Annotated in this window: 10 protein-coding genes; 2 read left to right on the top strand and 8 right to left on the bottom strand. The window is 54.1% G+C overall.

The features are described from left to right. The first annotated feature begins 207 nt into the window (after positions 1-207). A complete protein-coding gene (locus GSQ91_RS12920; protein WP_158821992.1) occupies positions 208-3558 on the top strand; it encodes a TonB-dependent receptor in 3351 nt (1116 codons plus the stop codon). Between the two features lie 131 nt (positions 3559-3689). Here the strand turns inward: GSQ91_RS12920 and GSQ91_RS12915 are convergent, their stop codons facing one another. Then, entirely contained in the window at positions 3690-4451 is a 762-nt protein-coding gene (locus GSQ91_RS12915) for a ThuA domain-containing protein (RefSeq protein ID WP_158821990.1), read from the bottom strand. A 98-nt stretch (positions 4452-4549) separates the two neighbouring features. Here GSQ91_RS12915 and GSQ91_RS12910 point away from each other — a divergent pair, with 98 nt between their 5' ends. Then, positions 4550-5680: a YncE family protein gene (locus GSQ91_RS12910; protein ID WP_158821988.1), complete on the top strand. Its 1131-nt coding sequence runs from the start codon at positions 4550-4552 to the stop codon at positions 5678-5680. A gap of 209 nt (positions 5681-5889) precedes the next feature. On the opposite strand, the gene GSQ91_RS12905 is transcribed toward GSQ91_RS12910, so the two are convergent. From GSQ91_RS12905 to GSQ91_RS12875, 7 genes are all read right to left on the bottom strand, one after another. Then, entirely contained in the window at positions 5890-6615 is a 726-nt protein-coding gene (locus tag GSQ91_RS12905; RefSeq protein ID WP_254064542.1) for a hypothetical protein, read from the bottom strand. 56 nt (positions 6616-6671) lie between these two features. Next, complete coding sequence (locus GSQ91_RS12900) at positions 6672-8312, bottom strand: hypothetical protein (protein WP_158821987.1); 1641 nt, start codon at positions 8310-8312, stop codon at positions 6672-6674. Beyond that, entirely contained in the window at positions 8309-10150 is a 1842-nt protein-coding gene (locus GSQ91_RS12895; RefSeq protein WP_254064541.1) for an ATP-binding protein, read from the bottom strand. The genes GSQ91_RS12900 and GSQ91_RS12895 overlap by 4 nt, the downstream gene beginning before the upstream one ends. 135 nt (positions 10151-10285) lie before the next feature. Beyond that, positions 10286-10969 (bottom strand): response regulator transcription factor, encoded by a 684-nt coding sequence (locus GSQ91_RS12890; RefSeq protein ID WP_158821985.1) that lies wholly within the window; start codon positions 10967-10969, stop codon positions 10286-10288. A 428-nt stretch (positions 10970-11397) separates the two neighbouring features. After that, a complete protein-coding gene (locus GSQ91_RS12885; protein WP_254064540.1) occupies positions 11398-12414 on the bottom strand; it encodes an aldolase in 1017 nt (338 codons plus the stop codon). A 112-nt stretch (positions 12415-12526) separates the two neighbouring features. Further along, positions 12527-13369, bottom strand: a complete 843-nt coding sequence (locus GSQ91_RS12880; protein WP_254064539.1) for a WecB/TagA/CpsF family glycosyltransferase — start codon at positions 13367-13369, stop codon at positions 12527-12529. Further along, entirely contained in the window at positions 13366-14550 is a 1185-nt protein-coding gene (locus GSQ91_RS12875; protein ID WP_158821983.1) for a glycosyltransferase family 1 protein, read from the bottom strand. Before GSQ91_RS12875 ends, GSQ91_RS12880 begins: the two co-directional genes overlap by 4 nt. Between the last annotated feature and the right edge of the window lie 63 nt (positions 14551-14613).

The raw sequence follows: 14613 nt of genomic DNA, 5'->3' as shown, positions 1-14613 counted from the left end.
CGTTACGAAGGATGTCACGCTTTCTTTTGCGCCAGCCGGATTTTTAAGGCTTTGGAGGCATTTTCGAGAATTGCGCGGCCTCAGTACAGAGCATTGCTCAGAAATTGCCGGGTGCATCGTTGAGACAGGATGCTGGCGATAAGAGCTTCACCGGGAAGAGACGAAAGGATGAGGCAAGAGATGGACTTTATTCAGGAGAGGCTACATATGTTCGGGAAATTATGCGGTTGTTTGATTGCACTTTGCCTTCTGGTATGTGCAGGCACGGTTGCGGGTGCGCAGAGCACAGCGACCGGTGAGATTCGCGGCACCGTCACCGATACCTCGAACGCGGTGATTGTTGGAGCAACGGTTCTGGTAACAAATATCGACACGGGTGAGATTACCCAGTTTGTGACCAACAAAGACGGCCTTTACGACACCGTTTCAACTCCTCCCGGACACTATCACATCGAGTTCTCAAGGCAAGGATTTGCCGAGCTGGAGCGCGGGCCCATTACGCTTACGGTAAACACCATCACTGTAAACGGCCAGCTTCGCGTGGGGTCCATCCAAGAGAAGGTGGTTGTCACCGGCGACGCCTCACTCCTGAAGACCGAGACCAGCGACCAGGGAACGACATTCGACGCTAAAACAATGCGAGAGCTACCCCAGGTAGGCCAGAGCTGGGAGAATTTCACCAATCTGCTGCCTGGATCAGCGGGGACGCAATCTGGGGGAGACGATCCGTCAAATCCAGGAATCGGCGTATCCATCAACGGAACCCTTCCATACTCCTCGAATTTTCTTGCGGACGGCGCCTCTGTAACCCTCCCACAAAGCGCTAACACCGACACCAACACCTTCGAAACAGTGGCGGAAGTGAATATCGAGACATCGACATTTTCGGCCCAATACGGCATCGGTGGAGCGGTGTTCAATCAAATCACCAAAAGCGGCACGAACACGTTTCACGGATCTGGCTACGAGTATCTTCAGAACAATGAGCTGGATGCACGGAGCTACTTTGACGCTCCCAACACCCAGATTCCGCCTCTGCACGTGCATGTTTTCGGTGGCTCAATCGGCGGGCCAATCCTCAAGAATAAGATGTTCTTCTACTTCAACACCGAGAAGACGATCTCAAACACGTCTACTCCGGAATTTGTAACGGTGCCTACGCTGGCCGAACGCGGAGGAGACTTCTCTCAGGTACTTGGAGGCCCGGCACTCGACGCGAATAATAATCAGCAGATCAATCCGTGCGATGGCACAGTGATCTTAACGAACCAGATCTTCGACCAATCGACACTGACAACGGTTAACGGGCAGCCCTGCCGACGCGCCTTCCCCGGCAATAAGATTCCGACGATTGATCCGGTAGCCAATGGCCTGCAGGCCTACTATCCTTCGCCGAATCAACCCGGGCTAGCGAACAACTACTTTCAAGTGACGCCGGTGCAGAACCCATATCTCACGTTTTACGGTCGCCTGGACTATGACATCACCAGCAAGAACCGGATCACCTTCGCCGCCACCTCTCGCGATAATAAGGCGCTCTACCAGAACGAGTTACCTTGCCCAATCAACTGCCAGTTCGACGATGTAGCCGATCATGTATTGCTTTTGTCGGACACGTGGACGATCAACCCCAGTCTTGTGAACGAGTTCCGCTTCGGATTCAATCGCCAGGGCAACTACTTCTCACCCTCCAGTCTCGGCCTGGGCATTCCTCAAAAAGTAGGGTTGCTGTATGCAAAGGCGAACATCCTGCCGGACATCTCTATCAGCGGTGGAGTCGGAAGCTGCTGCGACGGACTTTATAACAGCGGCAACTATATCGGTGTAGGCAACAGCTTTGATCCTTCCGATGTGCTGACAATGATTCGAGGCAAGCATATCATCCACTTTGGCGGCGAAGTGCTAAGGTACCAGAACAACAGTGTGCCGTATGGAAATGTGCAGGCGGGCGAGTTCAACTTCAATGGTGTCTATACGCAGGCCACACCTTCTACCGCCGGCAGCGGCTTCGGCTATGCTGACTTTCTGCTGGGCGAAGTGCAGAGTTGGAGTGCGAACAACCAACCCGTCTCTGGTGCCCGTCAATTTAGCCCTCAACTGTTTATCCAAGATGATTACAAGATCCGCACGAACCTGACATTGAATCTTGGCCTGCGCTACCAGATACAGAGCGGCTGGAGCGAGGTGCATGGATACGAGGGTACATTTGACCCAACGTTGGAGAATACCGCGACTGGAACCCTTGGAGCTATGTGGTTTGTCGGTGACAATGGCCGAACCCAGCTACAGAAGAATGTCTACGATATTGTTCTGCCCAGGATCGGGTTCTCGTACTCTCCTAATACCACTACTGTTGTTCGCGGCGGCTTCGGCATTTATTCTTACAACTGGAGCTCAGATACCTATGGATCAGGTGTAGGGTTCGGTTCGAACAGCTACGGCTCCGCAAGCGACCAGACAAATGGCCTGACGCCCGTTGTAAGCCTGTCAGGAACGGGCTCGAACCTCCCCTACTTGAAGGCTTCCACGTCTTCCTCTGCATACAACGGTCAAGGTGTTAGCTACAACCCGTATCACACCCCCGTGGCCAAGTCATACCAGTACTCCTTCGGCATACAGCATCAGCTTCCGCAGCAGATAGTGCTGAACGTTTCGTACGTTGGAAGTCATGGAACCAACCTTTCGTTCCCACACGACATCAATCAGATCCCGGAGTCAAAGCTCAGCGCGAACGATGTCCCCTCAGGACGCCCTTATCCACAGTTTGAAGGTATTGGCGGCGATACATACAACGCTATATCGAATTACAACTCTCTCCAGGTCGCGGCGGAAAGGCGGCTCGCATCAGGATGGAGCTTCAGCGCCAACTATACCTGGTCGCACTTCCTAAACGACCAGGACTCCGCTGGATGGGGTGGTCATGGCGGTACGCAAAACTATCAGAACGGATATGACCCCCATGCAAACTATGGCCCATCCAATTTTGATATCCGCAATTCGTTCAAGTCGAGTGTGGTGTATCAGCTTCCCTTCGGCAGAAACCAGCAGTTTCTAAACAAGAACGCTGCGGTCGATGCAGTGGTCGGCGGATGGCAACTCTCAATCATTGGTGTCGCCCATACCGGAAACCCGTTTACAGTCACCTATGGCGAAACCAACCTGTCCTATGCTCAGGCAGGATCATGGCGTCCCAATCTAGTCGGCAACCCGCGTGTTGCAAATCGCAGTATCAATGGCTGGTTCAACCCCGCAGCCTTTGTAGCACCAGCCCCGGCTACCTTCGGCACTCTCGGCAGAAATACAATCTACGGCCCCGACCTTACGGAGATGAACGCTTCGATGGGTAAGACTTTTACTTTTACTAAAAGGGTGCAGATGCAAGTGCGCATCGACGCCAATAACGTCCTCAATCACCCGAGCTTTGGACAGCCGGATACCAACTTCGACGATCCTGTCGATCTAATCGACAATCCCGGAAGGCCGACTGGTGCAGGGACGATCGGCTCTACGACGGTGCAGGGACGCGTTTTGCAACTCGGCGCACGAGTCTCCTTCTAAAGCATCCTCAACGTTTTGAAGTGCCTCCTTTGCCTGAAAGATGACAACATTTGTTGTCATCTTTCAGGCTCTTTTTTCAGGAGATGCCTTCCCGCAATATGCGGATCTATCTTGTCAGGCCGGGGAGACAGCTACTTGTTACGGCCGCCAAGCCATAGCAGAGCATTTTCGAAAAATCGGTTCTGATCGGGGCTGGTGAGGATCTTGTTGCCGTGACCCATGTTGGTATAGATCATTTTGTACTTTGTGTTGGTCCATGTAACGGGAATATCCCCACCGGACAGCGTGTCTTTAAAGCCTATCGGGTAATTAGAAGGGTCAAGCGTCATCAGCACCTTGATGTCAGGGTTCTTGCGCAGATCTGGACTCCAACTGTACCACTCATTGGCGGGTGACATGAGGGTTGGCGGAAGTCCTTTCATGGCTGGATGCGTTGGATCATCTATTTTTAGGCGGGCGGGCAGCGGAGGCCAGCTATTGCCATAGAAGACAGTACCGAGAAAATCGGCGTACCAGGGCCAGGTTTCACGGCTATCCATATACCCTGCAATGTGAAAGCCCAGCCACGCTCCTCCATGCTCCATATAGTCTTGGAAGGCAACTCGCTGCATGGCAGTGGAGGGCGCATCATCCAACCACAGCACAACCTGATATTGCTTCAGGACGCTGGAATTCATATCGTCCCAGTTAGAAGTTGCCTTAAAGTCGAAATGGTCTCGATCGGCCATTTCCTTGAAAAATGGAATGGCCTGCACCGCGAAGTCCACATGGTCCTGCTCCCCATGCATGGTGTAAAAGGCAAGGACATGAAAGGGTTTGTCCTGGCCGAAGGCGGCTGATGCAGCAAAAACAAATGCTGCGAGGAAGCAGAGAGAGCGCACGAACCGAATCATCGATGGATCTTTCTTGCCGAAGAGAATATTTTTCTATAGCTCGGCACCGGACTTTCTAATGCTTGCTAACATAGTGCATACCGAGGTCGTTGCACAACATGAATCTTCAGGTTCGCAGTTGCCGCCCGTTTTTTTCGATTTCCCGTTCCCTTTGCGTATCAGCTGCCCGCAGCACGCTCACAGCCATAGTTTTTGCCGGTATGGCTTGTGGTGCACATGCGCAGAGCGATGCCCCCCATGGCAGGTTGATCACCAGCCTTGCTGTTGCGGTCAATTCCTCCACCCACAAGGTTTATGCCGTAAATGAGGATTCGGGAACAGTTTCGGTCGTGGATGAGCGGAGCGGAGCGACTCGGACGGTGAAGGTCGGCAGCGGACCCATATCGCTCGCCATTAATAGGTCTACAAACCGAATCTATGTGGTCAATACCGACAGCAATTCGACCAGTGTGATCGATGGCGAACAAGATGCCGTGATTGCGACGATTAAAGGAGGGTCCCATCCTTATGTTCTTGCAGTAAATGAGACCACCAACAAGATTTATGTGACCTACACCTATAGCAATGCGGTTACCGTGATCGACGGTGCTACGAATACGGCGCAGGCGCTAAAGGTCGGCAGCGCGGATGGGATAGCCATCGACCCGCGAAGCAACACGATCTTTCTTACGACTTACGAGGATCCCAACATTCGGATTATCGATGGAGCAACTGGCACAATGATCAAAGTTGCGGTTGGACCTCACCTGTGGGGTATAGCCTTCGACGAACCTTCAAACACCCTTTATTTGGCCCATACCGGAACCGCTGATATTGTGGCGCTCAATGAAAAGACCCATGAAGTGAATACCATTTCTGTTGGCGCCATTCCGTGTGCCGTTGCGGTCAATCCAATCACACGGACGATCTATGCCGTGAATTACGGAGATGAAACCGTCAGCGCGATTGACATCGCAAAAAGGAAGGTAGTTGCCACGCTCCATGTAGGCAAACACCCACAGGCAGTTGCAATCGACTCTCTGCATAATCGCGTTTATGTTGCGAACGTTCACAGCAATACTGTTACGGTGATCGATGGCTCAAAAAATACGGTGATCGGTGCATATGATGCAGGCAAGAATCCGTATGCTCTTGCGATCGATTCAGTTGCCGGGCACATATATGCCGCGAATTACGATGAGCCACCGGTTACCGCCATCGATGTATCGGGTACCGCAACGCAGAAATAGCTATCGGTTGCCAGTAAGCATCGTGAATATGCAAGACCTCAATGCAAAAGATTCTCGGCGTATCGTGACTAGACATGGACTGCGATGAAGCGCTTCATTCACTGCTCTACAGTATTTATGCAGGCATGCTGGCAGCATCATCCAGCGCAATGCGTACGCACTCTACTTCCGGAGCAATCACCAATGCTGTTTGCAGGTTTGAAACTTGTTTAATAAGGATCTTTAGAAAAGGGAGCATAGCTCTCGCCGAATTTATTCTCATGATGGTTCATGATGTCACCACTAGTCTGCAGTTCAAGGGTTCCGAGCTGATTGTTGCGCTCGGTAATCTCGACCGTACGGCTCAGTGTATTCAGGAGATCACGTCCAACGTTTTCTGCCCAAACGTTCAGCCGGTAGCTACCCGGAGGAACATCGTGAAGGACAACGACGCCATCCGGTGTCGAAACCCCATAATAGGGCGTGCTGAGCGAGACAACGACAGCTCCCATCTCGGGGTGGATATTGCAGAAGATGTAAGAGACGCCTTCACGGTCAAACTGCACAACTCGACGTGTATGTGCCTCATAGAGCCCAAGATCAAATCGCTTGCCATCGAACAGCGAAAATACGTTATGAAAGAACGGGTCGAGGTTAGGAAAGTCGACGTTGCTTCCAGTGGGAACTACCAGGATGTGCGGGCTGAACTGTTTATTCTTTTGAGCAAGCGTGTATACCTGTTTATGCACCTCAGGAAGAGGCTGCATCTTCTGCAAAGGTGTGAGCCATACGACGACGTCGGCCGACGAAGCGTGCATAGGACGTTCGTGCCTATGCTGATGCGTCACTTCGACGTGCGCGACGACATCGACTGTTTGAGCAACTCCACATGAAGCTGCCACCACCCCACAAAGGGTGACGATGTTCAGGCAGCGGACATAGAAGTCTTTCTTCATGGTTCTCCTGAAGCATGTACTCGTGCGGTTTCCTCGCAAGTCCCTTCCAGAAGAGTTCAAAATTGGTACCCCGCGCTGAGGGTGAAGATGTTGGCAACACTCGCCGGTCCGGTATAACGCCAGCTTTGAATCCGGCGATACTCCGGCGAAAAGATCAAAGAGTTCAATGGCCGAAAGACGATATTGCCGATAACGGAACTATTGCGCGCGCCCATCGATACGGAGGTGGCTGTGCTCGGCAGAATCAGGTTGTCGAAGTTACTGCTGAATGTGTCATCGAGACCGAAGGCAGCATTGACTTCCAACGTTGGACGGAGATGAACCTTCAACTGACTCCAGCCACCGGCTGTATCCACGCCCTCGCTTCTCGGCAGGCCGCTGATTGCGTCGGTACCACTCAGCACATCCTTGTAGCCTCCACCACCAAGACCGCCAAGAGCCTGACCACGGTAAACCTCACCGCTTAGATCGAACCATCTGTAGATTGGAATCTGCCAATCACCCGTAACGGCCCAAGAGTGAATGTGCGTGGCGCTGTTGTATACCTGGCTGGCCGTGTACGTTCCGACCCCAATCACAAAAGGCCTATCGCTTGCGCCGAGGTTCGATCGGTAGGAGACTCGGGCTTCGACACCGGGACGGCGGGACGCTTCAACCGGGCTATCAAGCTGTGTAGCCGTGTAGTTGGGCGATTGCGGGGAAATAAGACCCGTCTCCAGTACGAGGCCGCGGTGACCAGAGAGTGGCACCTGCTGCGCGACGCGGACTTGTGGAGACCACGACCAGAGATTGCCCGAGCCCGAGAGAGCAGGCATAGCGACTGTTGCATAAGACGTAGGAGACAGAGGAGATATAAACGGCTCGGTATAGCCAAGCTGCAACGTCGTTTTATTCCAATCGAGACCCAGTTGCGCATAGCGCAGGCGCACCGTACCACCGGTTGCGTTGTAACCGTAGCTATTGGAGGATGATCCTCCAGCAAAATCGATACTGACAGCAGCCGAACTGCGCGCCCCGTAAATCTCGGGTCCTGTCGCCTCTATGCCAAGGATCGTCTGGTGAAGCGAGGCACCGGCACTTCCGTGCGAGGCGCCGGGAAAGCGTGGCATCGCAAGAGTCGGCATCTCAACATTATCGACAGCCCCGTCATTCGAGAAGGCGTTGAAGAGTGCAAGACCTGTGACACGTAAACGGTACTTGGAAGCAGTCTCTACCTTGGTTTGATCAAGTTGTTTTACCTCAGCCTGCAATATCGCTTGCTGTTCGCGGAGGGCTTCAAGATCGCTGTGCGCCGAACCTTCGCTGTTGGTAGAAGGAGGTGTCTTCCCTGCCGCAACGACATCTTCTGGAGTCTTCTCTATGCCCCCTTGTGCATCACCCTTCAACTTCGCTTGCTCTGCGCGCAGTGCATCGAGTTGCGTGCGCAGCCGCTGGATCTCGAGCAACGATTGCTGCAACGTCTGCTGCGTTTGCGTGAGCGCATCGGTCACCTCGTTGAGGCGCTTCTCAATGTCAGCTAGATGCTGGGTGTCGCCTGCAGCTGGAACGCTGCTGGAAGGCGCGGGAGGCGTTACATTCTGAGCAAAAAGCCGCCAGCCGTTGAGAGCTAGCAGCAGCAACCCGGCAAAGAGCAGATGAGCAACACCGCATGGAACACGACACTTTGGAGTATGGAAGTGGTCCGTCGCTCGGATCATAGACGCTCCTGTTCAATCTCATATCCGTCTTTTGCTGCGGCACTCGCGTCATCTTCGGCGTGGGTTCCCTGATGAGATTCCGTCTGACTTTGTCCCAGGGCCTGTAGGGCCTTCTTGAAGAGAAGAACACTGAATATCGTCTGTCCCGACTCCGATTTCTCCAGCCTGACTTCGCCGCCATGCTCTTGCGTGACGTGTTGCGCTACCGTAAGCCCCAAACCTGTACCATTCACTTTGCCGGAGCTTACGAAAGGTTGAAAGAGCGTGCTACGGATGGCCACGGGCACACCACGACCGGTGTCGCAGATTGCAATTCGTATCTTCTCCGCATCTTCGGAAAGCGTTACGGTGACAATTGGAGGGACGGTTCCTGTCTTGGTCGCCTGACAGGCGTTCAACAGAAGATTGTAGAGTGCACGACCAAGTTTTACACTATCTACCCACGCGTCGACAGGTTGAAGCTCAGTAATATGTATCTGGACGAGGCGGCATTCAGGATGCTGACGCACTGTGTGGATAGTGCGCTCCACCAGGAGAGCGATCGACTCGTACTGCAGGTGAAGCACCTGTTCGGTTCTGCCGAAGAGCAGTAGCGATTCGATGAGGTCGGTCATTCCCAGCACCGCCTCCTTCACCTCAAGGAGCAGTTCGAGACGCTCCTCGTTGCCTGTGCCGTCGAGGCTCATGAACTCGGCGTTCGCATAGATCGCAGAGAGATGATGGCGGAGATCGTGCGAGACCGAGCTGGCCATTCTGCCGATCGTGGCAAGGCGGTCGGACTCTATCAATTCGCGTTGCGTGCGCTTCAGTTCGCCGCGCATGCGGTCGAAGGCAAGCCCCAGTTCGCGCACCTCGACGGCACCCTCCGTACTGAGGCGGTAATTAAAATCACCTTGCCCAAGTGCGCGAGCGCCGGCTACGAGCGTCTCCAGCGGGCGGGTTACCGTACGTGAGATGGCGACTGCCAGCAGTACCCCGATCAGCAATGCGGACAATCCTAAGGTCAGTATCCATTGGTTAACGCGGCGAAGATACATGCTGGCGCGGTCGTAGGACTTGAGCACAACCAGCCGGGCATGCGTGTTTCCAACTGCCGGAAGCGCCGACGCCGCAGCCATATAAGCCTCGCGTTCCAGTTGAATCTTCTGCGGCGCAGCGCTTGCATCGTCGAGACCCTGGCTGCGCTGCCGCAGATCGGGCAGCCGATTGGCAGGCAACGTAGTCGCTACAACATCGCCATCGACGAGGAAGGCGACGTCGGCGGAAGCGACCTCACTCACCTGACGCGCTACCTTCTGGTCGATGGCGTAGCCGATGATGACATAGCCAAGCTGCGAGCCATTCGTCGGCGGCCCGAAGTAAACCGGCTGAATGGAGAGCTCGTAAAGGCTCTGCCCAAACGCGACCATGCAGGGCTCTTCGGGATTGGCCATGCAGGCCTGCACGCCGCGTTCGACCGGCGGGTCGCTGAGAGCGGAGCCGCGGTTCAGGTGCGTAAACAGCTTGCCTGCCGGTGACGCGAGCGCGAAGAAATCGCTGCCGCTGGTGGTCCAGAACTCGCCACTGCCGGCCTGGATGGTGCGCGCGTCCTGGGTCGACATCGTCGACTTGAGGTAGGGCAGGTCAGCGAGCAGCGCCGCTTCGCGCGCGAGCATCTCATTGCGCTGGCTAGCCGTATTGCGAAACGTGCTGAGCGAGTGGTCGAGATCAGAACTCAGACCCTTACGGATCTCCTGCTCTACGCTGACCCGGATGATAAGCAGACACGTCGCCGTAAGCCCGAGGGAGACCGCCAGGAGCGACACCATCAAGGTCGTACGCATGCGCCACTGTTTCATCGTTTCACTAGCTCTTCGGATACCTTAGAGCATTTCTCCTGTCACTGTGCTCCAGATATGTCCTCGAGGACAATTTTCTTAAGGAAAAGCAGCCTCAACACCTTCGCTTCGGCTTACAGCAACAGAAGAAATGCTTTATGCCTGTAGCACAAATTTATAGCCAAACCCATGCACGGTACGAAAGTGGATCGGATTTGCAGGGTCTGACTCAAGCTTCTGACGCAGCTTCAGTATCTGGTTGTCCACTGTACGTGTTGTGAGATGAAAGTTCAGGCCCCATACCCCACTCAGCAGCTCTTCACGGGCAATAGCACGTCCGGGGTTGTCGAGAAAGAAGCGCAATAGCTTGAACTCATGCGCGGTGAGCGGAACCAACGTGCCCGCTTTGTGGACCTCCATCTTAAGGAAGTCGACCGCGACATTGCCGAAGTTGAGCGGCACTTCCTGAACTGTCTTCCGGGTACGCCGCATCGCAGCCTGCACGCGGGCGAGCAGTTCTCGCGGACTGAAGGGCTTGGTCACGTAATCATCAGCCCCGGTTTCCAGCAGGAGTACCTTGTCGGCAACCTCACTGATCGCACTCAGGACAATGACAGGAGTCTCCGCCGACCAGGCCTTGATCCCCTTGCAGACCTCGCGGCCCGAGAGACCCGGCAACATCAGATCGAGCACAACCGTCGCAGGCTTCATGCTCTTGCATGCGGCAAGACCGGCAGGCCCTTCGCCTTCGATATGGACCTCATACCCTTCCGCAGTGAATTGTCTTCGGAGCGCTCGCTGGATACGCGGATCGTCCTCGATGACAAGAATCAAGCTCATATATTTCCCCTATGGTCGCCCCCTTTCACAGGGCGCGCGCGTGACAACTTCTTCTCCTAGTGTTCACCATGCGAGGGCTTTTTTTCGTCCGGATCGTGCAAAATGACAAAGAAGTGACATTTGAACCTTAAACCATATTTGAGCACCTCACACCCCGTATCAACTAGTGTGGCAAGGGCCTGGCACTCAGGTGCATCAACTTAATGCCGGAGTCGGCAAGGCGGCCGTTTCAGGCAAATACGACAGGCTCCAGAACAATAAAGCTGCCACCACAGCGAGACAGGCAATGCTACACAATACGGCGGAATAGCCGAAATGAACGATTTCGGTTCCCACTGCAAAAGAGGCTACAAGCTGAGACCCTGAACTGATGAAAAGGTATAGGACGAAGCGCCGTTGCGCTCATCGGCGGGAAATCTGTAACCAATTCATAGATTGCGTGCCAGGCGGTCGAGTTGTCCGATCGCTTGATCGAAGTCGCGGTACCGCAGCTCGTAGGCAAGAACGCCGGATAGCATCTGCACCGCCTTGTCATGGACCGCACGAATCTCGTCGATGGGATAGAAGTCTTCTCGAATACGTTCTATCGCGACACCGTCGGGCAGCCGTATCAGTTCTCCCACCTCTGACGGCCCTCGATTGAGGTAGACGATAAAGTCGATTCTTACCTCGCTTGCTGTAATGAGCCCAGGAAATTCGGAGGTAGGAACTTCAATGGAAGGTTTTCCCTCTGCTCGTGGAGTGAGTGCACGGCCTTCCAGTTCCGGAAAGAGTGTCTTAGCCGTCGGTCGAAAACGGATCTGATGCGAGTTACCGACGACCCGAGGGTGGTCCGTGTTGTGAAGAAGATAGCTGGCGTCGTCAGAAGTATAGGTCCATCCGGCGCGCGCGCAGGCATAGGACAGCGAAGACTTGCCAGCTCCGGAGTCGCCACACAAGAGAATGCCTCGTCCATGCCGGCTGACGCAGGCCGCATGCAGAGCTGTGGCGGCGGACGTGGAGAGAAGCGTGTACGCAGCGCCTTCAAGAAAGTAATAGCGAAGATACAAACTGTGGCATACCGTCGCCTGATTCAACCAGATGGAGGCAAAGCCTGCTTTGAGATCGAGGATAGCCTGATTGTCTGCGTCCGCGACAATCGAAAACAAGTAACGATTTGCCCGAGTAACGGGCGTGGGTGGACACTCGGAACCACCTCCCGCACTGACACTGACGCGGAGCTGCACCATGGAATTGATCTGCCGCGGACGAAGAGATCCCCAGCTATCATTGGCGACGTCCAGAACAGCTTGCTCGTTGGTGATGATCTCGACGGCGAAGCCAAGAGGATAGAAGACACCACGGAGCGGCAATTCCATATTACAAAGGAGTGCCTCCTCTGCCGTGACTGGCTTGGAGGTGATAGCCATCTCCGGAGTTACTTGTTGAAGAAGTTCGGTTGTCAAAAATTTGCCTTTCCACCGTCTGGCTGCACGTCGAAGCTGCCGCGAATCATCATAATTTCCACGAACGAGATTTACTTTCCCAGCGCATCCCGTGGGATGCAGGACAGCTCTATCAACGGATTGACCGTGACTTGGCCCAGACAGGCTGCGGAACGTCGTGCGGTTTTGCATGAATCTGCGGCGGGTACGATTTCAACCCTGTCAATTGCAATGCAATTGAAAATAGGAAGGATGGATTATTCCGCAAATAGCGTTTCCAAAGATGCTTCGGGTCTTGCAGAAGACGATGAAGCCATTGAAACCCGCAACGTTTGATCCACTCAGCGCAATCGGCAATACGGCCAGTGTGAAAGTCGAATGCCGCACCAACACCGAACATCAGTGTGGTGTCGAGCAACGGAAGATACCGCTCCATGAACAGCTCTTGCTTCGGCGTGCTGATACCCACCCAGATGATGTCCGGCTTCAAACGGCCGATCTGCTCTATAAACTCTTCCTCCTGTTCAGGAGACATTGGGCCAAAAGGGGGCATATACGTACCGGCTATCTTTACGAACGGAAACTGAGCGAGGACCTGATCGCGAAGCTCGCCAGCAATACCCTCTTTACCGCCGCAGAAAAAGTGCGTGTAGCCACGAAATTCCTCGCGCCTCATGACTTCGAGCATTAGATCAGGCCCCGTAACGCGCTCCATCTGCGAGTGGCCCTGGTAATGCCCAACCCATACCGTAGGCATGCCGTCAGGCGCTACTAACGCAGCACCGGCGAGTACCCTGGCAACTTCGGGGTTGCGCTGCGCCTCCATTACACCGTGTACGCCAGCGAGACATATGTAGCCCTTGCGTCGCTGCTCCAGCTCCTGTGCGATCTTCGCGAGAGCCTGCTGCATGTTCACCGCATCGATGCCAATGCCTAGAACATTCGCTCTGTCTTTATATTCTGGTATAGCGATCACGACCGGCCTCTTTCTAAGGATGGAATCAGCTTGCGATGGCTGCGATTCCCTATGGCAGAACTGTTATGCAACAGGTGGGTATAAAGCTGGAGATACGCTTCGGCAATTCGTGAACCGGAAAAACGTTCCGTCGAGCCAGCACGGACTTTGAGGTGTTTGAGTGCATTGCGAGCCGCTGCCACAAACGAATCTTCCGGGTAGGGACTCAAAGAGGCATAGTGGCAATACGAACCACCTACTTCGCGAAAAGCAGGTATATCGGAACAGACGACCTGGCAGTGATGAAACATGGCTTCCACAACCGGAAGTCCAAAGCCCTCAATGCTCGAAGACGCGAGTAATAGTTCACAGTGTCCATAGCACCACTCGAGTTCAGCATTGCCGATTCCCTGCAACAGAACAACTCGATCCGCAAGATCGTTTGCCTTGATGAAACGCTGAATCTTAGCCGTCTCCGGGCCTTCGATACCAACAATGACCAGGCGAGTGTCCGAACCTATATCACCGTGTCTATACAGGTGTTGAAATACCTGCATCGCGAGGATGATGTTCTTATTGCGACGATGTTGAGCCACGCAAAGGAGAAATGATTCGCCGTTCCAGTTGGGGACTGGACTCCCGATCGCCATCGCCGGGCCAGGGTCGACGCAGTTGTAGATCGTTACGGCCTTCTGCCGTGCAATTTGCGGTTCGTATATCTCAAGACGCCGCAAGGTGCTCTCCGAAACACACGCAATTGAGTCGACCGCGCGCAGACACTGCTTCAATACCATACGGTTGAACAGCATCTTCGGAAATCCAAAGTTCGATGGAATATCGTAGGGATAGTAATCATGCAGGGTTACAACCGTTGGACACCGGAAGGCCTTTTGCTTCAATGGCGAAGGAAAGGCAAGGTGGACGATGTCCGCTTCAAATTTCGCGGCAAGACCTGGCAATTCGTTGTAGTACCAGAGATTGCGGCTCAACACACTGCAGCGAACTTCGGCTTGGTGGATCTTCAACCTTGAGTCGGCACGTGCAAACGCATCCTGAAAGGCTTCATACTGCCACGGTCCAACCACGAGATGAACTGCTGAAATTTCGGAACGCGTGAGCAGACACCGAACCGCGTTCGCAGCATGGCGCGAGACTCCTGACATATGCTCGGACGCAGCGACAGCGGCCATCAGAATCTTCATAGAGATGCACTCCCTATGGGATGACGTGCCTGGCGCACAACCTCATTCGGTGAAGCCTGGAGG

It is taken from the genome of Granulicella sp. S156 (assembly GCF_009766105.1).
In the GTDB taxonomy this organism is placed as follows: domain Bacteria; phylum Acidobacteriota; class Terriglobia; order Terriglobales; family Acidobacteriaceae; genus Granulicella.
The sequence above is the reverse complement of the archived record's forward strand: the minus strand, read 5'-3'. Positions and strand labels throughout refer to the sequence as shown.